The 22,306-nt window shown below is 73.2% G+C and carries 14 protein-coding genes; 7 read left to right on the top strand and 7 right to left on the bottom strand.

Translation table 11 applies throughout. From position 1 onward, the window contains the following. Positions 1-6: 6 nt before the first annotated feature. Positions 7-540, bottom strand: a complete 534-nt coding sequence (locus AAW13_RS04085; protein WP_046731719.1) for an SUKH-3 domain-containing protein — start codon at positions 538-540, stop codon at positions 7-9. A 109-nt stretch (positions 541-649) separates the two neighbouring features. Next, complete coding sequence (locus tag AAW13_RS04090) at positions 650-1,186, bottom strand: YwqJ-related putative deaminase (RefSeq protein WP_046731718.1); 537 nt, start codon at positions 1,184-1,186, stop codon at positions 650-652. A gap of 298 nt (positions 1,187-1,484) precedes the next feature. Here AAW13_RS04090 and AAW13_RS04095 point away from each other — a divergent pair, with 298 nt between their 5' ends. The 3 genes from AAW13_RS04095 (at position 1,485) to AAW13_RS04105 (ending at position 6,546) form a co-directional block, all read left to right on the top strand. Next, positions 1,485-2,471, top strand: a complete 987-nt coding sequence (locus tag AAW13_RS04095; RefSeq protein ID WP_071659420.1) for an SMI1/KNR4 family protein — start codon at positions 1,485-1,487, stop codon at positions 2,469-2,471. An 8-nt stretch (positions 2,472-2,479) separates the two neighbouring features. Continuing rightward, a complete protein-coding gene (locus AAW13_RS04100) occupies positions 2,480-5,386 on the top strand; it encodes an SUKH-4 family immunity protein (RefSeq protein WP_046731717.1) in 2,907 nt (968 codons plus the stop codon). A gap of 272 nt (positions 5,387-5,658) precedes the next feature. Beyond that, positions 5,659-6,546: a coiled-coil domain-containing protein gene (locus tag AAW13_RS04105; protein WP_420855431.1), complete on the top strand. Its 888-nt coding sequence runs from the start codon at positions 5,659-5,661 to the stop codon at positions 6,544-6,546. 70 nt (positions 6,547-6,616) lie between these two features. Here the strand turns inward: AAW13_RS04105 and AAW13_RS04110 are convergent, their stop codons facing one another. From AAW13_RS04110 to AAW13_RS04120, 3 genes are all read right to left on the bottom strand, one after another. Beyond that, complete coding sequence (locus tag AAW13_RS04110; RefSeq protein WP_240528529.1) at positions 6,617-8,227, bottom strand: sodium/solute symporter; 1,611 nt, start codon at positions 8,225-8,227, stop codon at positions 6,617-6,619. Further along, positions 8,224-8,634, bottom strand: coding sequence for a DUF485 domain-containing protein (locus AAW13_RS04115; RefSeq protein WP_046731715.1), 411 nt, complete (start codon positions 8,632-8,634; stop codon positions 8,224-8,226). Before AAW13_RS04115 ends, AAW13_RS04110 begins: the two co-directional genes overlap by 4 nt. Before the next feature lie 189 nt (positions 8,635-8,823). After that, positions 8,824-10,317, bottom strand: coding sequence for an MFS transporter (locus tag AAW13_RS04120; RefSeq protein ID WP_046731714.1), 1,494 nt, complete (start codon positions 10,315-10,317; stop codon positions 8,824-8,826). 521 nt (positions 10,318-10,838) lie between these two features. On the opposite strand from AAW13_RS04120, the gene AAW13_RS04125 reads away from it, so the two are divergent. The 4 genes from AAW13_RS04125 (at position 10,839) to AAW13_RS04140 (ending at position 19,136) form a co-directional block, all read left to right on the top strand. Continuing rightward, complete coding sequence (locus AAW13_RS04125; protein ID WP_046731713.1) at positions 10,839-11,627, top strand: ABC transporter ATP-binding protein; 789 nt, start codon at positions 10,839-10,841, stop codon at positions 11,625-11,627. Beyond that, the gene (locus AAW13_RS04130) at positions 11,624-14,203 is read left to right on the top strand and encodes an ABC transporter permease (RefSeq protein WP_046731712.1); all 2,580 of its coding nucleotides are present in this window, start codon (positions 11,624-11,626) and stop codon (positions 14,201-14,203) included. The genes AAW13_RS04125 and AAW13_RS04130 overlap by 4 nt, the downstream gene beginning before the upstream one ends. Before the next feature lie 438 nt (positions 14,204-14,641). Then, positions 14,642-18,175: a transcription-repair coupling factor gene (gene mfd, locus AAW13_RS04135; protein WP_046731711.1), complete on the top strand. Its 3,534-nt coding sequence runs from the start codon at positions 14,642-14,644 to the stop codon at positions 18,173-18,175. Between the two features lie 232 nt (positions 18,176-18,407). Beyond that, complete coding sequence (locus AAW13_RS04140) at positions 18,408-19,136, top strand: HNH endonuclease family protein (protein ID WP_046731749.1); 729 nt, start codon at positions 18,408-18,410, stop codon at positions 19,134-19,136. Between the two features lie 6 nt (positions 19,137-19,142). Here AAW13_RS04140 and AAW13_RS04145 read toward each other — a convergent pair whose 3' ends face one another. Together AAW13_RS04145 and AAW13_RS04150 are read right to left on the bottom strand one after the other, a co-directional pair. Beyond that, entirely contained in the window at positions 19,143-20,261 is a 1,119-nt protein-coding gene (locus tag AAW13_RS04145) for a hypothetical protein (RefSeq protein WP_052768653.1), read from the bottom strand. A 196-nt stretch (positions 20,262-20,457) separates the two neighbouring features. After that, positions 20,458-22,293 (bottom strand): M48 family metallopeptidase, encoded by a 1,836-nt coding sequence (locus AAW13_RS04150; protein ID WP_052768652.1) that lies wholly within the window; start codon positions 22,291-22,293, stop codon positions 20,458-20,460. Positions 22,294-22,306 lie beyond the last annotated feature (13 nt).

Genomic DNA, 22,306 nt, shown 5'->3' on the forward strand with positions numbered 1-22,306 from the left:
GGGCGGTCAGTTGTGCGTGGTCAGGCGCTGTGGCTCGATGCCCGCGATGAGGGCGGCCAGGGCGTGGTCGATGTCGGGGCCGACGTACCAGTCGCCGGTGTGGTCGAGGGTGTAGACGCGTCCCTCGGTGTCGACGGCCAGCAGGGAGTGGGTGTCGGTCTCCTCGCCGAGCGGGCAGACCTCGGTGTCCAGGGCGCGGCCGAGGTCGCCGAGGGTGCGGGCGAGGTGCAGGCCGTGCAGGGGGTCGAGGTGCAGGGCGGCCGGGGCGACCTGGCGGCCCGCTCCGCCGGGGGTGATGCGCAGGCCGCCGAACTCGGCCCAGGCTTCGACGGCGGCGGGGAAGACGGCGTGCCGGTGTCCGGCGGGTGAGGTGTGTTCGCGCAGGGCGTCGGCCCAGATCTCGGCCTGTTTTATGTCCCAGCGTCCGGGTTGCCAGCCGGCGGCGCGCAGGGCGGCTTCGACGGGCGCGGGGAAGCGCGTGGTGGGTCCTCCGGGGCGGGCGAGGCCGAGGCTGGGGGACGTGGTGCGGTCGGCGTGCATCTGCCCTTCGTTCGTGTCTGTGCGGGTGCGGGTGCGGGTGCGGGTGCGGGTGTGGTGGGTCGGGTGGCGTGTGTCGGGTGGGGCGGGGGGTGCGGGGTGCGGGCGTGTGTCAGTCGTCGGTGGTGGGGTCGACGACGCGGACGCCGAAGTGGGCGGTGAGGGCGGTGCAGGCCCGGCAGGGCGTGGCGAAGCTGCCGTGCAGGGGGTCGCCGTCCTCGCGTATCCGGCGGGCGGTGAGCTTGGCCTGCTTGAGGGCTCTGCGGGCCTCGCCGTTGGTCATGGGTTTGCGCAGGGCGCGTTTGCTGCGGGCGGCGTCGGCGGTGGTGATGTGCCGTGAGATGAGGATGGCCTCGGCGCAGCGGCCGGTGAAGCGGTCGCGCTGTCCGCTGGGGAGGGTGTCGAGGAACTCCTGGACCAACGGGTGCAGCGGGGGCGGCTGGTCGCCGCGCGCGGCGGTGCCGGTGAGGGTGGCGCCGCGTACGGAGAGGGCGGCGGCGACGGTGGGCAGAATGCCGTCACGGCGGTGCTGGAGGGTGGGCACGGAAGGTGTTTCGCTGCTGCTCCAGCCGATGCGCGGGTCGCCGCCGAAGGCGCCGTGGGCCGTGCCGGGCACGGCGTTGTGAGGTCCCGTCTGCGTGGCGTTCATGATCGTCTTCCCCTCCCGGGCATCCCCCCGAAAGTCACAGACTGCCAAATCCCGTGGCGGGTGCGGTAGCTGGGGCGCTGCGACACGCCCGGGTTTGGGCAGGGTGTCACGGCGGGGTGACGGCTGGTCACGGAAGCGGAGGCCCGGTGACCGGGGTTCGCGTACCGCATAGGCTGTCGGCACCGCGATGGGTGCGGTCGACGCGTCTGGGACGTGGGAGAGACAGCCGGATACGGGCCGTGGCGCGCCGCAGGGGTGTGGTCCGGACTCGTACAGAGTGCCGCAGGGGGCAACCGTCATGACGACAGGTCGGCTCGGGCAGCAGGCCGCGCCGCCGAACGCGGCCTATGCCGGGCAGGTCGTGCATTTCCCGGATCCGGTCCGGGCGGCACGTCACCCGAGAGGGGTACGTGTTGACGAGCGTGGCTACCCCGATTTCTCGCCCTACGCGCGCGCGGTGGCGGAGATCGCCGATCCGCCGGAGGGCTTCGGTGTCGACGAACTGCGGCTGACGGACTTCGTGTCCGCGAACGCGGTGCTGGCGGCTTCCGGTCATGAGCTGTGGGACACGGTGCCGGCGGTGGCGACACCGCACGGCTGGACGTGGCATCACGTGGTGGGGTCGCGGCGCCTGGAGCTCGTGCCGGTCGAGGTGAAGGCGCTGCTGCGGCATCACGGCGGGGTGGCGACGGCGAAGGTGGACCAGGGGAAGCGGGGGACGCGGCCGTTGCAGGAGACGCGGCCGGCGCACTTCGGGCTGCCGAAGTCGGGTGTGGCCGTGTCGGAGTCGCAGGTGCAGGGGGTCGAGGAGGACCTGGGGTACCGGCTGCCGGGCGCCTACCGCTCCTTCCTGAAGGCGGCGGGCGGGTGCGCGCCGGTGGGCACGGCCCTGCTCGCCGACCTGGGCCTGCTGTTCGACCAGCCGTTCTTCACGGTGCGGGACGAGGCGGCGGTCAACGACCTCGTCTACGTGAACAAGTGCCTGCGCGACCACCTGACCAAGGACTACCTGGGCGTCTGCTTCGTGCAGGGCGGTCTGGTGGCGGTGAAGGTGAAGGGCGACCGGCTGGGCTCGGTGTGGTTCTGCGCGTACGACGACGTGCGCGACGTGGATCCCGCGTGGCCGCCGGCGGAGCGGGTGGAGCGGCTGTTGCTGCCGTGCGGTGAGGACTTCGACGTGTTCCTGTCGCGGCTGGCGGGGTCACCGCCGGAGCTGGAGACGGTGGCGAACCTGATGGTGGACGGCGGTTTCGCGCGTGCCGTCCCTGCTGACGCGGGGGAGTGAGTTTCGGCATGGTGACGTTCGCGCAGGCGCAGGAGCGCGCGGAGGAGTGGATCAACGGGGACGTGCCCGCGTACCAGCATCGTGAGGTGCGGGTGCGGGAGTTCGGCCTCGGGTTCGTGGTGTGGGGCGAGGACCGCGCGGAGGGCCCGCGTTCGGACGCGGGCGGGCAGCGGCTGGTCATCGCCCGGGACAGCGGGGAGGCCACGCTGTGGCCCGCGCTGCCGGTGGGCGAGGTGATCCGCCGGTACGAGGAGGAGTACGGCCGTGAGGCGGAGGTCGCCGACGCGGTGCCGGCGCCGGCCGCGCGGGTGGACCTGAACCAGACGTCGTTCCTGCTGAGTCCACCGGAGTGGCTCCAGGAGGCGGCCGACAAGCTGGGTATCCCGGATCGGCGGCCGGAGGGCGAGGACGCGTCGGCGGCTCCCCGCGCGGGATCCGACGCCGGGGCGGGTCCCATCGGGCTTGCCGAGACGCAGGCGGGGGTGCCGGCGTCCGGTGCCGGTGCCGGTGCTGGTCCTGGTCCTGGTCCTGGTGCAGGGGCGTCCGTCGGGGCGCGAGAGGCTTCGAGTGCGCCGGGCGTGCACAACGCGTCCGCCGGTGCGACCCCTTGGGCCGGCACCGACACCAACGCCGACGCGGGCGAGGACCGTTCCGTCCCGTTGCCGGCGACGGTGTTCGCGCCGCCGCTGAGCGACGCCGACGACGGCGCCCTGGGGGATGCCGAGACGGCGCTGATGGCCGGCGGCAGCCAACTGCCGCGTACGGCGGTCTCCCCGGCGCTCGACGACCCGAACGCGCCGGGCGCGCGGGCCGGTGCGCCGGGAGCGCCCGGAGTCGCGGGCGGCGCGGCAGGGGCACCTGGCACACCGCAGGGCAACACGCCCCCGCAGGGCCCCCCGTCGTACGGCTACCCGCAGCCTCCGGCCGCTCCGGGCACGCCCCCGCCGGGTGCGCCCGGTGGTCCGCAGGGGCCCGGGGGTTCCTCGTACGGGTATCCGCAGCCTCCGGCCGCTCCGGGCACGCCCCCGCCGGGTGCGCCCGGTGGTCCGCAGGCAGCGGCGGCCTCGTCGTACGGGTATCCGCAGGCGCCCGCCGGTGGTCCCGACGCGGCCTCGTCGCCGCACGCTCCCCAGCCTTCCGCCGGTCCGGCCACCCCGGAGCGGCGGCTCGCGCCGAACGCCGGTGACATAGCGGACGCAGCGACCAGCAGGGCCGCTCCGCCTCCGCGCAGGGGTCGTGGCGGAGCCGGTGCGCCGCCTCCGCCGCCGGGTGTCCCGGGTGCGCCGGGCGTGCGTCTCGGGGGTCCGTCCGAGCCGCCCGCGCCGGGCGGGTACGCGCCCACGCAGATGGTGTCGTCCACCGGTCCCGGCGGGCCCGAGGCTCCGGCCGGTCCGGGGACCCCGCCGGGCGCTCCCAACCCGCCCGGTGCGCCGGGCACTCCGGGCGGTACGCCGCCCGGAGACGTCCATCGGGCGGCCACGATGATGGCCGACCCGAGCGGGATGGGACCGGGCGCGCCGCAGCCGCCGGGCGCCCCTGGCATGCCTGGTGCGCCGGGCGCGCAGGGTGCGGCGGGCGTTCCTGGTGTGCCGAACCCGCCCGGCGCTCCCGGAGTGCCGGGCGCCCCTGGCGTGCCCCCCGCGCCGGGCGGCACCGGCGCACCCCAGCCCCCGCGCGCCCCCGGTGCCCCACAGCAGCCGCCGGGTGCCCCCGGCATGCCTCCCGCGCCCGGTCCGCACGGCTCGGCCGGTGGCGCGCAGGGGGCGGTCCACCATGCGGAGACCGTGCTGGCCGCGCCCCCGGTGGGCGCTCCGGGTGCCCCCGGCATCCCGCCGGGCGCCCCGCAGATGCCGCCGCCCATGCCGCCGGGCGCCATGCCGCCGTCCGGGCAGCCGGGGCCCGGCGGGCAGCCGCCGGCGTACGGCTACCCGCAGCAGGGACAGCCGACGGTCGGTCCGGGCTACCAGGCGGTGCTGCGCTACCGGGCGCAGGACGGCTCGGAGCAGCAGCTGATCCGGCGTTCCGCGCCGGGCACACCGCATCCGGAGTGGCAGATCTACCACGAGCTGCGGGCCATGAACGTGCCGCCGGACCAGGTGCTGGAGCTGCACACGGAGCTGGAGCCGTGCGAGCTGCCGGGGGCCTACTGCGCGCGGATGATCCGGGAGCAGTGGCCGCAGGCCCGGCTGGCGAGCATCGCGCCGTACGGGACGGATCACGCGAGCCGGCAGCAGGGGATGCGTCAGCTGCTGGCGCACCAGGGCGAGCTGCACCAGGTGGCCGCGGGTCCGGCGCGGCCCGCGCCGGTGCGGGCGCCGTTGCCGCAGGTGCAGGCGGCGCCGCCGATCCCGCCTGAGGCGATCGCGCAGGAGCTGGGCGCGGCGTTCGGTCCTGGCGTGTTCCGCTTCGAGCAGGCGGCGGTGGACCGGCAGGGCGTGCCGCCGATCGTGGCGCACATGCTGGTCGCGGCGGGCCTGCCGCTGGACATGGGGCCGTTCTTCTGGGCGCAGGCCCAGCCGGGCCGGCCGGTGCCGACGCTGGCGGAGCTGGCGCAGGAACGCGGCGTGCGGCCGGCGCCGGACGCGGGGTCGTACCTCGTCATGGGCACCGACTTCGGCAAGGCGGTGTGTGTGCAGTACGGCACCGCGAACATCGTGGCCGTTCCGGTGGAGGCCGGGCCGGGCGGTGCGTCCGTGCCCCCGCAGTTCGTCAACACCGGGCTGCCGGAGTTCGCGCGCTGCCTGGCGCTGCTGGGCCGGATGTGGCGTCTCAGGTTCGGCCTGAACCAGGAGCAGGCGGGCCGCTGGACCGTCGACTTCCAGGCCCAGCTGGCCTCCCTGGACCCGGCGGCGCTGGGTTCGCCGGAGAGCTGGTGGTCGGTGCTGCTGGAACAGATGTGGGACGGGCTGCTGTAGGGCGGCAGGAAGACCGGTGGGGCCGGTCCGGTCGGACGACCGGACCGGCCCCACGTGCGTGTGCGCGTCTGCGTGCCGGCCGCTGACCCGCTGCCGGAGGGCGCGCGGCTGTACCCGCGCGCCCCCTGGCGTGTTCGCGTGCCCGGTTCTGCCGTGGGGTGCTTCGGCCGTGACATCTCTGCGGAGTGTCGCGTTATGAACACTTACGTCCCATCCATCAAGATGTGCGCGAAATCATCATTTCGTGCGGTCCGGTGGAGAGGGGTACCAGGGTGAGCAGCGCATCGATGTCGCCGTACGACTTCGCGACCGTCCGGGGGCGTGGCTACCGCCCCGAGCAGGTCGAGTCGTTCCTGGCGGCGCTCTCCGAGGACCGGGACGCGGCGTGGGAGCGGGCCGCGCGGCTCACCGTGCTCGCCAAGGACATGGGCGCGGAGGCGGAGCGGCTGCGCACCGCTGTCGCGGAGCTGCCGCCCCAGTCCTACGAGGCGCTCGGGGACCGGGCCCAGCGGGTGTTCCGGCTGGTGCAGGACGAGGCGGCGGCGCTGCTGGGCAACGCCCGGCGGGAGCTGACGGACGGGGTGGCGCAGTCCGCGGAGCGGGCCGAGAACGCGCGCCGCACGGCTCAGGAGGAGGCCGACGCGCTCCGCGCGGACGCCGAGGAACACGCCCGCCGGCTGCTCCTCGCCGCGCGTGCCGAGGCGGACGACATCCGCATCGGGGCCCGTCTCGAGGTGAAGGAGCTGCGCGGCGAGGCGCTGGCGGCGTTGCGCGAGGTGCGGCAGCGCACCACGGCGATGCTGGCGGACCAGGTCAAGCAGCAGGCGGAGAGCTGGGCGGAGGCGGAGCGCGAGGAGGTCGCGAGCGCCGCCGCGGTCGACGCGCACAACGCCGAGCGCATCGCCCGCGCCGAGGCCGCCCTGGAGGAGGCGGAGCGGGCTCTGGAGGAGGCGAAGGAGTCGGCGCGGCGCTCCGAGGAGGAGGCCCACGTCCGTGCCGCCGAGATCCTCACGGAGGCGCGGCTGCGTGAGGAGCGCATCGCGCGCGAGACCGAACGGGTGCTGCGCGAGCACGGGGAGACCTGGGACGACGTCCAGGCGCACATGGACCACATGCGGGACAGCCTGATGACCCTGACGGGGCGCGCGGCGGCGGAATAGCGCCCCCCGCGGCACCCCGCCTTCGGGCAGCGGGTCCCGCCGCACGGCGCCCCTGCGGAGCGCGGCCCCGTCACGCCCTGCGGCGCCCGGCTCCAGCCAGGATCCAGCCCTCCACGGCCTCGTACTGCCGTCGCTGTTCCGCGGCCCCGCTGCGGCCGGAGGCGACCGTGCCCAGCCAGCCCAGCAGGAAGCCGGCCGGGATGGAGACGATGCCGGTGGTGGTGAACGGGAACCAGTTGAAGTCGGCGTGCGGGAAGGCGGCGCCCGGCGCGCCCGAGACCAGGTTCGTGCCGGGCATCAGGAGCAGCACGGTGAGGCTGCCGCCGAGGAGCGTGCAGAGCAGGCCGGTGCGGGTGTAGCGGCGCCAGAAGAGGCCGTAGACCAGGGCGGGGGCGAGGGCGGAGGCGCCGAGGCAGAAGGAGAGGGTGACCAGGGGTTGCAGGGTGTGGTGCTGCACCAGGACCGCCAGCAGGATCGTGGGGACTCCTATGGCCAGCGCGGAGACGCGGGCCAGGGTCATCTCGCGGCGGGCGGGCAGCTCCCGGCCCCGGGTGGCGAGTACGTCGTGGGCGAGGGAGTTGGCGCAGGCGAGGATCATGCCGGCGACGGAGGCCAGCAGGGTCAGGAAGACCGCCGTGGTGACGGTGGTGAGGAGCAGGGTCTCCGCCGTCGACACGCCGGATCCGAACGCCGCGCGCGAGCCCAGCAGGTAGGCGGTGTTGCCCTGCGGGTCGGCGGCGGTGACGGCGGCCCGGCCGAGCAGGGCGGTGGCGCCGAACCCGACGACGCTGACGATCAGCACGAACAGGGCCACGCACGACACGGCCCAGGACATCGAACGGCGTACCTGGCGGGCGCTGGAGGCGGTGTACATGCGCATGGTGATGTGCGGCAGGCAGGCGCCGCCGAGGACGATGGTCAGCTCCGAGCTGATCATGTCCAGCCGGGGTGCGGGACCGCCGGTGAACTGGAGGCCCGAGTGCAGGAAGGCGGCGCCGGCGCCGCTGCCCTCGGCCGCCGCGGTGAGCAGGGTGCCCGGGTCCCAGTCGAAGCGGTGCAGGACCAGTACGGCGACCACGGTGCCGGAGCCGAGCAGCATGACGATCTTCAGGATCTGGATGAGGGCGGTGCCCTTCATGCCGCCGATGGCCGCGTAACTGATCATCAGGGCGCCGAGGCCGACGACGCAGCCGGTCCCCACCGCCGCGTCGGAGAAGCCGAGGACGAAGGCCATCAGCTGCCCGGCGCCCGCGAGTTGGACCAGCATCAGCGGCAGCAGGGCGGCGATGGTCACCGCGCAGGCCGCGATCCGTACCGAACGGCCGGGCATCCGCCGGGCCAGCGCGTCGCCCATGGTGAACCGGCCCGCGTTGCGCAGCGGTTCGGCCAGCAGGAACATCAGCAGCAGCAGCGAGAGCGCGGTGCTGAGGGCGAGCACCACACCGTCGTAGCCGCACAGGGCGATCACGCCGCCGGTGCCGAGGACGGTGGCCGCGGAGATGTAGTCGCCGGCGATGGCGAGGCCGTTGCGCAGCGGGGAGAGGGAGTTGTAGCCGGTGTAGAACTCGTCGAGGTCGTCACGGTCGGGGCCGGTCATCACGCACAGCAGCAGGGTGAGCGTGGCGACGACGGTGAAGGCGACCAGCGACATGGACTGCGCGGAGTCGCTGAACCCGGTCACCGCACGGCTCCCCGCCTGGCGTCCAGTTCGGTGGTTCTGCGGATGCGGTCGGCGAGCGGGTCGACGTGGCGGCGGGCGGTGCGCTCGTACAGGACGATCGCCAGCCAGGTGACGGGCAGTTGCAGGACCGCCAGCAGCAGTCCCGCCGGTACGCCGTCGGCGACCGTGCTCGTCATCACGCCCGGCGCGAACGCCGACAGCATCAGGAACAGGGTGAAGTAGCCGAGCGCGGTGAGGGTCGCGGCGCGTCTCTGGAGGCGGTAGGCGCCGCGCAGCACGCGCAGGTCGCTGTGGTGGCCGACCGGCTCCCGGTGCGGCACGTGGCGCGGTCGCGACGGCTCGGGCGGCGGTGGTGCCCAGGGATAGGTCAGCCGGGGTGGGTCGGACGGGCAGGGGTCGTGGGACATCCCGGTGCTCCTTGCGTGGCTCGGGTCCGTGGCGGCGGACCGCAGGGAGAGGAGGGAGCGGGGCACGCACGTTACTCGCAGGTATCCGAGGTGCGCGCTGTTTTCCCCGAACTGGGCGGTCGGTATGCGCTTACTTCATCAGGACGTGTCTGACCTCGGGTGTTACCCGCGTTAACCCTGGGGCGGGAGTCAGTTCTCGAGGACGGGGAAGCGCCGGGGCGCCACGAACAGCAGCACCAGGAACGCCAGTGCGGCGGCGCACGCCGCGCCGAGGTACACCGCGTGGACCGCGTCCGCGATCGCGTGCCGGGTGGCCTCGGGGGCCGTTCCGTCGTCCAGCGCGCGCGTGACGGAGTCGAGGTCGCCCGAGCTGCCCAGCCGGGCCGCCAGCACCCCGTTGGCGACCGCGCCGAACAGCGAGGCGCCGAGCGTCTGCCCGGTCTGCCGGCAGAACAGCACGGACGCGGTCGTGGTGCCCCGCTCCGCCCAGCCGACCGTCGACTGCACCCCGACGATCAGCGGCAGCTGGAACAGGCCCAGCGCGGCGCCCAGCAGGCACATCAGCAGCGTCGGCTGCCAGGCCGACCCGGGGTAGGGCAGGAACGGGAACGCGAACAGGACCAGCGCGGCCGCGCCGATGCCGAGCAGCGCGGTGTCGCGGAAGCCGACGCGCCGGTACACGTGCTGGCTGAGGGCCGCCGAGAGCGGCCAGGTCAGCGTCCACACCGACAGGACGAACCCGGCGGCCACCGGAGCGAGGCCGAGCACCGACTGCGCGTACGTCGGCAGGAACACCGTCGGCGCCACCATCAGCAGCCCCAGCGCGCCCAGCGCCAGGTTGACGGCCGCGATCGTCCGGCGCCGCCACACCCACCCCGGGATGATCGGCTCGGCCGCCCGGCGCTCGATCCGCACCACGAGCGCCGCCAGCGCGAGCCCGGCGCCGAACAGCGCGCACGAGGGCGCGGACCACCAGGCCCACGCCACCCCGCCCTGCACGAGCGCCGTCAGCAGCACGCCCCCGCACGCGAAGACCGCCAACGCGCCCGCCCAGTCCACCCGCGGAGGCGTGCGCGGCGCACGCTCCGGCTCGTGGAGGTGACGCGCTATCAGCCAGAGCGCCGCCGCCCCGATCGGCAGGTTGATCAGGAAGATCCACCGCCAGTCCGCGTACGTGGCCAGCACCCCGCCGAGCCCGGGCCCGGCGACCGCCGACACCGCCCACACCGTGGACAGCTTCGACTGGATCTTCGGCCGGTCCTCCAGCGGGTACAGGTCGGCCGCGAGGGTCTGCACGGTGCCCTGCAACGCACCGCCGCCGAGCCCCTGCACGATCCGGAACGCGATCAGCGCGCCCATGTTCCAGGCGGCCGCGCACAGCACCGACCCCAGCAGGAACACCGCCGCGCCCGCCACCAGCACCGGCTTGCGGCCGAAGGTGTCGGAGAGCTTGCCGTACACCGGCAGCGTCACCGTCACGGCCAGCAGATAGCCGGAGAACAGCCAGGAGAAGACCGAGAACCCGCCGAGGTCCCCGACGATCTGCGGTACGGCGGTCGAGACGACGGTGGAGTCGAGCGCGGCCAGCGCCATGGCGAGCATCAGCGCGGCCACCACGGCCCTCCGCCGGCCCGCCCCGGCCTGCCGCCCGGCAGCACGTGTCGCGGGCGTCGTACTCCCCACGCCGGACCCCCTCCTCCTGCGTCCCCCACGCATCCGTGCCGGGTGCATGCATGTCGCGTGCATCCAGATCCCGTACGACAGCTTCCCATCCGCCTCCACCCGGCGGGAGTACGCGTCCGCCTGCCGGAAACGCATCTCCGCTTGCGTCTGACGCGACGGGAGGGTGGAGGCTGCTGCCGGCGGCGGGTGGAGCCGGACCCTGAGAACGTCTCCACCCGACGGTGGACGACCCCTAGGGGGTTCTCCGTACCAGGGCTCGGGGAGGGGTCGTACCGCCGGAGGACGAGAAGGCACCCCCGTCGTCCTTAACCTGGCTTTACGCCGCCGGGGGGCGGCTGACCGAACCTCGGGGGGTGGGGTTTTCCCCCGGGAAAGACGGGGCTTCGCACCAGCGCGGAGCGGCCCCGCCCACCGCGAGACTCGTCGTCGTACCGATCGCCGCACTGATCGTCGTACCAACCGCACTTCAGCAAGGCGCAGCACAGGGCTGTCCGTTCGCTGACCGACTTAGGAGACATACCGTGACATCGGCTGTGACCATTCCCAGGCACGGGGGTACTGGAGGGCGTACGGCCGTTGCCGCGCGGGCGCGGCAGGTCGTCAAGGCGTACGGGTCCGGTGAGACCCGCGTCGTCGCCCTCGACCATGTCGACGTGGACATCGCGCGGGGTCAGTTCACCGCGATCATGGGCCCCTCGGGGTCCGGCAAGTCCACCCTGATGCACTGCCTCGCCGGGCTCGACACCGTGACCAGCGGTCAGATCCACCTGGACGAGACCGAGATCACCGGCCTGAAGGACAAGAAGCTCACCAAGCTGCGCCGGGACCGGATCGGGTTCATCTTCCAGGCGTTCAACCTGCTGCCGACGCTGAACGCGCTGGAGAACATCACGCTCCCCATGGACATCGCCGGGCGCCGCCCCGACAAGGAGTGGCTGGACCGCGTGGTCACCACCGTGGGGCTCGCGGACCGGCTCAAGCACCGCCCCACGCAGCTCTCGGGCGGTCAGCAGCAGCGCGTCGCGGTGGCGCGCGCCCTCGCCGCCCGCCCCGAGATCATCTTCGGTGACGAGCCGACCGGGAACCTCGACTCCCGCGCGGGCGCGGAGGTCCTCGGCTTCCTGCGCCGCTCCGTGGACGAACTGGGCCAGACGATCGTCATGGTCACCCACGACCCGGTGGCCGCCTCCTACGCGGACCGCGTCCTCTACCTCGCCGACGGCCGGATAGTCGACGAGATGTTCAAGCCCACCGCGGACTCCGTCCTGGACCGCATGAAGGACTTCGACGCGCGGGGGCGTACGTCATGACCGTCCTGAGGACCTCGATGCGCAACTTCTTCGCGCACAAGGGGCGGATGGCCCTGTCGGCGGTCGCCGTGCTGCTGTCGGTGGCGTTCGTGTGCGGCACCCTCGTGTTCACCGACACCATGAACACGACGTTCGACAAGCTGTTCGCGGCGACCTCGTCCGATGTGACGGTCAGCGCCAGGAGCGCCTCGGACACGGGTGAGACGACCTCCGACAACGGCAGGCCGCCGGTCATGCCCGCCTCGGTGGTCACCCGGGTCCGGGCGGCGCAGGGCGTCAAGGCGGCGGAGGGGACGGTCTTCTCGACGACCGTGACCGTCGTCGACGCCGAGAAGGACAGCCTGTCGCCGTCCAGCGGCGCCCCGACCATCGTCGGCAGCTGGAACTCCAACGACGCCCGCACGATGAAGATCACCTCCGGTACGGCGCCGAGGAACGCCGGCCAGATCATGGTCGACGCCGACACCGCCGACAAGCACCACCTGACGCTCGGCGACGAGATCGGCGTGATCAGCGCGGTCGGCACACACACCGCGAAGATCTCCGGCATCGCCGACTTCACGGTCACCAACCCCGGTGCCGCGATCTTCTACCTGGACACCAGGACCGCGCAGCGGACGCTCGTCGGACGGACCGGCGTCTTCACCAACGTCAACGTGACCGCGGCGCCCGGCGTGACCGACCCGCAGCTGAAGAAGAACGTGACCGCCGAACTCGGCGCCGCCTACAAGGTGCAGACGGCCAAGGAGACCGCCGACGCCAACCAGAAGGACGTCGAGGGCTTCATGAACGTCATGAGGTACGCGATGCTCGGCTTCGCCGGGATCGCCTTCCTGGTCGGCATCTTCCTGATCATCAACACCTTCTCCATGCTGGTCGCCCAGCGCACCCGCGAGATCGGCCTGATGCGGGCCATCGGCTCCAGTCGCCGCCAGGTCAACCGGTCCGTGCTCGTCGAGGCCCTGCTGCTCGGCGTCGTCGGCTCGGTGCTCGGCGTCGGCGCGGGCGTCGGCATCGCGGTCGGTCTGATGAAACTCATGGGCCAGATGGGCATGCACCTGTCGACCGGTGACCTGACGGTCGCCTGGACCACCCCGGTGATCGGACTGGTCCTCGGCGTTGTCGTCACCGTCCTCGCCGCCTACCTGCCCGCGCGGCGCGCCGGCAAGGTCTCCCCGATGGCCGCGCTCCGCGACGCGGGCGCCCCCGCCGACGCCAGGGCGGGCCTCGTACGCGCCCTGATCGGCCTTCTCCTGACCGCCGGCGGCGGCTACGGCCTCTACCTCGCCTCGACCGCGGACAAGGCCAAGGAGGGCTCGCTCTGGCTGGGCCTCGGCATCGTGCTCTCACTGATCGGGTTCGTGGTCATCGGCCCGCTGCTCGCGGGCGGGGTCGTCCGCGTCCTCGGCGCCGTCCTGCTGCGGATGTTCGGCCCCGTCGGACGCATGGCCGAACGCAACGCGCTGCGCAACCCGCGCCGCACCGGCGCCACCGGCGCCGCCCTGATGATCGGCCTCGCCCTGGTCGCCTGCCTCTCGGTGGTCGGCTCCTCCATGGTCGCCTCCGCGTCGGACCAGCTCGACAAGACCGTCGGCACCGACTTCATCATCCAGTCCGACAGCGGCCAGCGGATCACCCCGCAGGCGGTGGCGGCGGTCAAGGACGTGCCGGGGCTCGCGCGGGTCACCGAGTACCGGGACACCACCGCCGACTACATCACGCCCGACGGGAAGACCCTCAAGGACACCGACATCACGGCGGCCGACCCGACGTACGCCACCGACCTGCGCACCAAGACGGTCGCCGGCGACCTCAAGGACGCCTACCGGCCCGACTCGATGTCCGTGCACGAGAAGTTCGCCAAGGCACACGGCATCCACCTCGGGTCGAAGATCACCGTCAGGTTCAGGGACGGCGGCACCGCCCACCTCACGGTCCGCGCGATCACCAGCAGTGACGTCGTCATCGACCAGGGCGCCAAGTACATCTCCATCGCCACGCTCGCCAAGTACGTGCCGGCCGACAAGATGCCACTGGACCAGCTGGTCTTCGCCACCGCCAAGGACGGGCAGCAGGACGCCGCGTACACGTCCCTCAAGTCCGCCCTGCACGACTACCCGCAGTACACGGTGCGCGACCAGACCGACTACAAGCAGGCGCTGAAGGACCAGATCGGCCAGCTCCTGAACCTGATCTACGGTCTGCTCGCCCTGGCGATCATCGTGGCGGTCCTCGGTGTCGTGAACACCCTGGCCCTGTCGGTCGTCGAGCGCACCCGGGAGATCGGCCTCATGCGGGCCATCGGTCTCTCCCGCCGGCAGCTGCGCCGCATGATCCGCATGGAGTCCGTGGTGATCGCCCTGTTCGGCGCCCTGCTCGGCCTCGGCCTGGGCATGGGCTGGGGCGCGACGGCCCAGAAACTGCTCGCCCTCCAGGGGCTGAAGGTCCTGGAGATCCCCTGGCCCACGATCATCGGTGTCTTCGTCGGCTCGGCCTTCGTGGGCCTGTTCGCCGCGCTGGTCCCGGCGTTCCGCGCGGGCCGCATGAACGTCCTGAACGCGATCGCGACGGACTGACGGGACGGACACGAAGACCACCGCATACGGGGGTTGCGGGGGTGACCCGGCGCCGGAGAGTCTTGGGGGACTCTCCGGCGCCGGGCTCTTCTTCGTCTCTTCGTCTCTTCGTCCTTCGCGTTCAGCTCTTCTTTCGTTCAGCTCTTCTTTCGGGTTCAGCTTTCAGCGAGGCGAGGCGAGGCGAGGTGAGGCGAGGTGTGGCGAGGCGAGGCGGGTGGTGGCGAGGCGAGGCGGGTGGTGGGCGGGCACGGGCCTCGGGGGTCCAGGGCGTGCAGCCCTCTGGTACGGCCGCCGTGGCGCAGGGCACCTCACAGGGCGACGGAGGTTGTCCACAGCCCCGGGCACCCGCGCCCGCGTAGTCGTAGGCTGGAGAGCCCCCCGGTCGCAGCCCGCGCCGGGCACTTCGCGTTGCCCACCCCCGGACGAAAGCCGCCCTGAATGAGCCTGCACGGTCTGCTCGACGCCGTCGTCAAGGACCCCGCCCTCGCGGAAGCGATCAAGGCGGCCGGGGACGGCAACCGCATGCACGTCGACCTGGTAGGCCCCCCGGCGGCCCGCCCCTTCGCGGTCGCCGCCCTGGCCCGCGAGGCCGGCCGCCCCGTGCTCGCGGTCACCGCCACCGGCCGCGAGGCCGAGGACCTGGCGGCCGCCCTGCGCACCCTGCTGCCCTCCGAGGGCGTCGTGGAGTACCCCTCCTGGGAGACGCTCCCGCACGAGCGGCTCAGCCCCCGCAGCGACACCGTGGGCCGCCGCCTCGCCGTCCTGCGCCGCCTCGCCCACCCCAGCTCCGACGACCCCGAGACGGGCCCCGTCTCCGTCGTCGTCGCGCCCGTGCGCTCCGTGCTCCAGCCACAGGTCAAGGGCCTCGGCGACCTGGAGCCCGTGGCCCTGCGCACCGGCCGCAGCGCCGACCTCAACGAGGTCGTGGAAGCCCTCGCGGCCGCCGCGTACGCGCGCGTGGAGCTCGTCGAGAAGCGCGGCGAGTTCGCCGTCCGCGGCGGCATCCTGGACGTCTTCCCGCCCACCGAGGAACACCCCCTGCGCGTCGAGTTCTGGGGCGACGACGTCGAGGAGATCCGCTACTTCAAGGTCGCCGACCAGCGCTCCCTGGAGGTCGCCGAACACGGCCTGTGGGCGCCGCCCTGCCGCGAACTGCTGCTCACCGAGGACGTCCGGGCCCGCGCGCGTGCCCTCGCCGAGGAACACCCCGAACTCGGCGAACTGCTGAACAAGATCGCCGAGGGGATCGCGGTCGAGGGCATGGAGTCCCTGGCGCCCGTCCTGGTCGACGACATGGAGCTGCTGCTCGACGTGCTGCCCAAGGGCGCGATGGCCGTCGTCTGCGACCCCGAGCGGGTCCGCACCCGCGCCGCCGACCTGGTGGCCACCAGCCTGGAGTTCCTCCAGGCGTCCTGGGCGGCCACCGCGGGCGGCGGCGAGGCACCCATCGACGTCGGCGCCGCCTCCCTGTGGTCGATCGCCGACGTCCGCGACCGCGCGCGCGAGCTCGACATGATGTGGTGGTCGGTGTCGCCGTTCGCCGCCGACGAGGAGCTGTCCGCCGACACCCTCAAGCTCGGCATGCACGCCCCGGAGACCTACCGCGGCGACACCGCGAAGGCCCTCGCCGACACCAAGGGCTGGCTGGCCGACGGCTGGCGCACGGTGTTCGTCACCGAGGGCCACGGCCCCGCCTCCCGCACCGTCGAGGTGCTCGGCGGCGAGGGCATCGCCGCCCGCCTCGACGTCGACCTGGGCGAGCTGAGCCCGTCCGTCGTGCACGTGTCGTGCGGCTCGATCGACTACGGCTTCGTCGACCCGGCGCTCAGACTCGCCGTCCTCACCGAGACCGACCTGTCCGGCCAGAAGGCGGCCGGCAAGGACGGCGCCCGGATGCCGGCCCGCCGCCGCAAGACCATCGACCCGCTCACCCTGGAACCGGGCGACTACATCGTCCACGAGCAGCACGGCGTCGGCCGCTACATCGAGATGGTGCAGCGCACCGTCCAGGGCGCCACCCGCGAGTACCTGGTCGTCGAGTACGCCCCCGCCAAGCGCGGCCAGCCCGGCGACCGGCTGTACATCCCGACCGACCAGCTGGAGCAGATCACCAAGTACGTCGGCGGCGAGGCCCCCACCCTGCACCGGCTCGGCGGCGCGGACTGGACGAAGACCAAGGCGCGCGCCAAGAAGGCCGTCAAGGAGATCGCCGCCGACCTCATCAAGCTGTACAGCGCGCGCATGGCCGCCCCCGGCCACGCGTTCGGCGGGGACACGCCGTGGCAGCGCGAACTGGAGGACGCGTTCCCCTACGCGGAGACCCCCGACCAGCTGACCACCATCGCCGAGGTCAAGGAGGACATGGAGAAGTCCGTCCCCATGGACCGCCTGATCTGCGGCGACGTCGGCTACGGCAAGACCGAGATCGCCGTCCGGGCCGCCTTCAAGGCCGTCCAGGACGGCAAGCAGGTCGCCGTCCTGGTGCCCACGACCCTGCTGGTGCAGCAGCACTTCGGGACCTTCTCCGAGCGGTACTCGCAGTTCCCGGTGAGCGTGAAGGCGCTCTCCCGCTTCCAGACCGACACCGAGGCGAAGGGGACCCTGGAGGGCCTGCGCGAGGGCGCCGTCGACGTCGTCATCGGCACCCACCGGCTGTTCTCCTCCGAGACCAAGTTCAAGGACCTCGGCCTGGTCATCGTCGACGAGGAGCAGCGCTTCGGCGTCGAGCACAAGGAGCAGCTGAAGAAGCTGCGCGCCAACGTCGACGTGCTCACCATGTCGGCCACCCCCATCCCGCGCACCCTGGAGATGGCGGTCACCGGCATCCGCGAGATGTCGACCATCACCACGCCCCCCGAGGAGCGCCACCCGGTGCTCACCTTCGTCGGGCCGTACGAGGAGAAGCAGATCGGCGCCGCCATCCGCCGTGAACTGCTGCGCGAGGGCCAGGTCTTCTACATCCACAACCGCGTCGAGTCCATCGACCGTGCGGCGGCCCGGCTGCGCGACATCGTCCCCGAGGCGCGCATCGCGACCGCGCACGGCCAGATGTCGGAGTCGGCCCTCGAACAGGTCGTGGTCGACTTCTGGGAGAAGAAGTTCGACGTCCTCGTGTCGACGACGATCGTCGAGTCCGGCATCGACATCTCCAACGCCAACACGCTCATCGTCGAACGCGGCGACACCTTCGGTCTGTCCCAGCTGCACCAGCTGCGCGGCCGGGTCGGCCGCGGCCGCGAGCGCGGGTACGCGTACTTCCTGTACCCGCCGGAGAAGCCGCTCACCGAGACCGCGCACGAACGGCTCGCCACCATCGCCCAGCACACCGAGATGGGCGCCGGCATGTACGTGGCGATGAAGGACCTGGAGATCCGCGGCGCCGGAAACCTGCTCGGCGGCGAGCAGTCCGGGCACATCGCGGGCGTCGGCTTCGACCTGTACGTGCGCATGGTCGGCGAGGCCGTCGCGGACTACCGGCGGCAGCTGGAGACCGGGGAGATCGAAGAGGAGCCGCCGCTCGAGGTCAAGATCGAGCTGCCCGTCGACGCGCACGTCCCGCACGACTACGCGCCCGGCGAGCGGCTGCGCCTCCAGGCCTACCGGGCCATCGCCTCCGCCAACTCGGAGGAGGACATCCGGGCGGTCCGCGAGGAACTCACCGACCGCTACGGCAAGCTGCCCGAGCCGGTGGAGAACCTGCTGCTCGTCGCCGGACTGCGGATGTTCGCGCGCGCCTGCGGGGTCGGCGAGATCGTCCTCCAGGGCACCAACATCCGGTTCGCGCCGGTGGAGTTGCGCGAGTCGCAGGAACTGCGTCTCAAGCGCCTCTACCCGGGGACGGTCATCAAACCGACGGTCCATCAGGTGCTGGTACCGCGCCCGAAGACCGCGAAGGTGGGCGGCAAGCCGCTGGTCGGCCGCGAACTGCTGTCCTGGGTGGGCGAGTTCCTCACCTCCGTCCTGGGCTCCTGACCGCGGCCGGGGGACGCCCGCCGACGAAAGGCGTGCGTCCCCCGAGAGCGTGAGCGGGCGCACGGCCGTGGCACCCGGGCTTCCTTCCCCGTGCCGGGACCCCGACTACCCGAAGGGGTTGCGGGCATCCGTCCTCTGAGGCCCCGCCGGGTCCGGATCATCCGGCGGTTACGGTGGGGCAGGCAGAGACCCGCCCATGCGGAGGCGGCAGAGGGAGAGTGTGGGGGCGGACGTGGCACGTCTGAGGGGCGGGGCGGCCATCGCCGTCGTCGTGATCTTCGCCGTGGCGGGATGCAAGGACCTCCAGGACAAGGGGACTTCCGGAGCCCCCGGTGCGGGTGCCGGGGGCGGGGGCGGGGGCGCGGCCATGACCGCCGCCGACTCGCTCACCGTCAAGGGCCGGGCGCCGAAGACCGGTTACACCCGGGCCAAGTTCGGCTCAGCCTGGGCGGACACCGACTCCAACTCCTGCGACACCAGGGACGACATCCTCAAGCGCGACCTGAAACACGTGAAGTTCACGGGCGGCGACTGCAAGGTCTCCTACGGCGTGCTCGACCCGGACCCGTACTCCGACAAGGACGTCACCTACCGGCGCGGCCGCAGCCTGGTCGACATCGACCACCTCGTCGCTCTCTCCGACGCCTGGCAGAAGGGCGCGAAGTACTGGGACGCCGGCAAGCGGATAGCCCTGGCCAACGACCCGCTGAACCTGCTGGCCGTCGACGCGAGCGCCAACCGCGGCAAGGGCGACGGCGACACGGCCACCTGGCTGCCGTCCAACAAGTCCTACCGCTGCACCTACGTCGCCGCGCAGGTGGCCGTGAAGAAGAAGTACGGACTGTGGGTCACCGCCGCCGAGAAGGCGGCCATGAAGAAGGTCCTCGCCACCTGCCCGGGCCAGAAACTTCCCACGGGCGGCAACCCGACCAAGGCGCCGTCGCGGTTCACGGCACGCTGACCCGGCTCACCGCGCCCCGCCACGCGGCCCGGGTGCGGGGCGGCCCGCCTTCTCCCAGGCGACGAAGGTGTTGGTGCGCGCGAAGACGAAGGCCTTGACCGGGTCGGCGGAGTACGACCACGGCGCGCTGCCGACGTATCCGCCGACCGCCCCGAACTGCTCGACGGCCTCCGCGTACCGCTTCGTCTGGAACAGCGCGTCAGCCAGCAGATGCCGTACCGCGGGCAGCCGGTGGTGCCCGGGCGGCACCCGGTCCACGGCGTCCAGGGTGGCGTCCACGGCCGCGTGCACGAACGGCTGCTCGTACACGGGTGCCTGCGGCTCGCGGAACGAGTGCTCCATCAGCGCCTCCAGACGCAGTACGGGCAGCAGGCTCCCCGCCGGTGCCGTGGCCGCGGCCTGTTCGGCGAACGCGTACATCAGCTCGTGCGACCCCTGCCACTTGGCGCACCAGTACTGAAGGGCACTGGCATGGGCACCGAAGTGGTACGGGTCGCGCGCGGTGACCTCGGCCCACAGCGCCCGGAAGTCGTCGTTCGACCAGCCCAGCCCGCGCGCGACGGTGAGCTGCGCGACCCACGGACTGGGGTCCTCGGGTGCCATCCAGGCGGCCTCCTGGCAGGCGGGCAGTGCCTCGGCCAGCAGCCGGTGGAAGCCCTCGAACTGCTCGGCGGTGGTGTGCTTGGCCGACTTCGCGCCACGTACCTTGCCGGCCAGCACGACGAGCGCGTCGGCGTGCACCAGCGCGGCCGACGGGTCGCCCGGGTACGCGGTCCGCCAGGCCTTGACCCAGGCGTCGTCCTCGGCGGCTGCGTGCACGAGGATGCCGAGCCGGTACCACCGCAGGTCCCAGTCGCGGCCCGCCCCGGCCAGGTAGCCGGCGGCGCGGCGCCAGTCACCGGCGAGGGCGGCCGCGGCGACCGCGTCCGCCTCGGGGTCGGGGCCCGCGAAGCGGCTGTCGAGCCGAGCGGCGGGCACCAGTCCGTACTTGGCGGGGTCGATGTTGACCGGCGCCTTGGCCTTCGCCTCCGCCCGCAGCACACGCGCCTTGCGGGCGTTGCGCGGGACGGTCACCGCGGCGTAGGCGAGGGCGCCGGCACCGGCTATGTCGATCAGGACGTTCATGACGGGTCTTTCGGGTTCGGGGATGTTCCGGGAGGCGGTCGAAGGTGGCGGTCGAAGGTGGCGGTCGAAGGTGGCGGTGCGGGGGAGAGGAGGTGACGGGAGGAGACGGGAGACGGGAGGCTCGTCAGGCCGTCAGGCCGTCAGGTCGTCAGGCCGTCAGGCTGTCAGGTCGTCAGGTCGTCAGGTCGGCCGTCCGTCAGTACGGGACGCTGGGTGGTGGCCAGGGCCGGGCGGCGGGTGGCGGTGCCGTGCCGTCGGACGGGTGGCGGCTCCCGCCGGGCAGCAGCAGGGCGCGCAGTGGTGCCGTGCCGGGCGGTGCGGCGACCGCGTGGTCCAGCGACTGCTCCAGCGCCTCGGCGAACCGTTCCGGCGTCACCGTTCGCACCGCCGGCCCCGACCAGCACAGTTCCCACCGGCACAGCCCCGAGTCCAGCGCGGCCAGCAGGGCCAGCCGGCGCAGGGCCGAGCGGAGGGCCGTCCGGGCGAACTCGCGCGCCGCCCGGCCACTGCTGAGGCCGGCCCGCTCCGACCGGGGGAGCCGGCCCGCGAGGTCGTACAGCAGACCGTGGTCGAGCAGGTCCAGGAGGTGGCCGAGCTGTACGGCCGAAGGTGCGGCCAGGACGCCCGGTCCCGTCACCTGGGCCATGGCCGCCAGCAGGGGTGCCGCCTCCCGTGCCCAGCTCTCGCGCCGGACCCGGGTGGGCAGTTCGGCCCAGGGCACCCGCCGCCAGGACAGTGTCTCCTCACCCAGCACGCGCTGTTCGAGCGCGGCGAGGAGCTGGTCCGGCGCCCGGAGCAGCGCGAGCGCCGGGCGTCGTACGGACGTGGCGCCGCGCCCGTCGTCGGGCAGTGCCCGCAGTGCCGCGATGCGGTCGGCCGTGGGCGGGTGGCTGTCGTAGGGGGACCGCTCCTCGGGGGTGTCCTCCGGGCGGGGTGTCCTGTCCCACGGTTCCAGGCGCTCACGGCGTTCGTGCTCCGCGAGGAGGTGTCCGAGCCCGCCGTGGAACTGCCCCCACGGCGGCAGCAGGCGTGCCTCCCGCCCCATCAGGGCGTAGTCGCGCAGATAGCGGTCGTCCATGGCGTCGAGCACGGGAACGCGGCGCAGTGCGGCGGTCATGGCGTCCCGTCCGGCGATGACGGCGGCGGTGCGGTCGGCCGCGTACTCCTGCCGGCGGCTGACGGCCTCGGTCAGGCGCAGGCACAGCGCGGCGTACGCCGAGAACACCAGGGCGAGGTAGTGGTCCGGGCCGCGCGCGGGCCCCCGTTCCGGTTTTGGCGGCCGGCCGGCCGCCCTGCGCCGTGCGGCCCGCGCGGCGGACGTCGCCCGCTCCTCGGCCTCCTCACGCGCGGCCCGCTGCCGCAACGTGCGCACCGTCCCGAGCACCCTGCGGTGCAGCGCCCAGACCAGAGCGCCCAGGCGGGTGTCGTGCCGCGCGTAATGGCCCAGTTCGTGGGCGAGCACGGCGTCCAGTTCGGGCTCCGGAAGACCGATCAGCAGGGCCACGCCGAGGAAGAGCCGCCGTTCGCCCGGGACCAGCCCGAGCCACCGGGCCTGCTCCTGCACCATGGCGCCCGCCCCCGGTGTCACCCGTATCTCCACGGGCGGCCTGGTACCCACGCGTTCGGCCAGCTCACCCACGCGCCGCCACAGTCCGGGCTGCTCCTCAGGCGTCACCGGCAGACCGGGGATCTCGTCAGGCCCGTCGCCGGGACCGAGGCTGAGCAGGACGACCCGTACCACGCACCAGGCGACGGCCAGCGAACCGAGCCACCCCTCGACGGTCATGACCGTGATGGCCGGGCCACGGGCCAGGAAGACGTCAAGCAGTGCCAGCACGACGAGGACGAACAGCGCCAGCGCGTAGAACCCGATCAGCAGGCCGAGGGCGAGCGCGGCGCGCAGGAAGGTTCCGGGTACGGCGGGCAGCCGCACGGCGGCCGGCGCGGCGGCCGGCGCGGAGGCCGACGCGGCGGCCGGTACAGCGGCTGGTACGGCGGTTGCCCGGCCGGCGGCGCGGGGCGACTGGCGCATCGGCGTCCTTCGA

The organism is Streptomyces humi, from assembly GCF_001005085.2.
GTDB lineage: Bacteria > Actinomycetota > Actinomycetes > Streptomycetales > Streptomycetaceae > Streptomyces > Streptomyces humi.

Excerpts from the sequence above, each read along its gene's own strand:
- AAW13_RS04150 (WP_052768652.1), bottom strand. The coding sequence starts at position 22,293 with ATGCGCCAGTCGCCCCGCGCCGCCGGCCGGGCAACCGCCGTACCAGCC.
- AAW13_RS04100 (WP_046731717.1), top strand. The coding sequence starts at position 2,480 with ATGGTGACGTTCGCGCAGGCGCAGGAGCGCGCGGAGGAGTGGATCAAC.
- mfd (WP_046731711.1), top strand. The coding sequence starts at position 14,642 with ATGAGCCTGCACGGTCTGCTCGACGCCGTCGTCAAGGACCCCGCCCTC.
- AAW13_RS04085 (WP_046731719.1), bottom strand. The coding sequence starts at position 540 with ATGCACGCCGACCGCACCACGTCCCCCAGCCTCGGCCTCGCCCGCCCC.
- AAW13_RS04090 (WP_046731718.1), bottom strand. The coding sequence starts at position 1,186 with ATGAACGCCACGCAGACGGGACCTCACAACGCCGTGCCCGGCACGGCC.
- AAW13_RS04115 (WP_046731715.1), bottom strand. The coding sequence starts at position 8,634 with ATGTCCCACGACCCCTGCCCGTCCGACCCACCCCGGCTGACCTATCCC.
- AAW13_RS04095 (WP_071659420.1), top strand. The coding sequence starts at position 1,485 with ATGACGACAGGTCGGCTCGGGCAGCAGGCCGCGCCGCCGAACGCGGCC.
- AAW13_RS04130 (WP_046731712.1), top strand. The coding sequence starts at position 11,624 with ATGACCGTCCTGAGGACCTCGATGCGCAACTTCTTCGCGCACAAGGGG.
- AAW13_RS04145 (WP_052768653.1), bottom strand. The coding sequence starts at position 20,261 with ATGAACGTCCTGATCGACATAGCCGGTGCCGGCGCCCTCGCCTACGCC.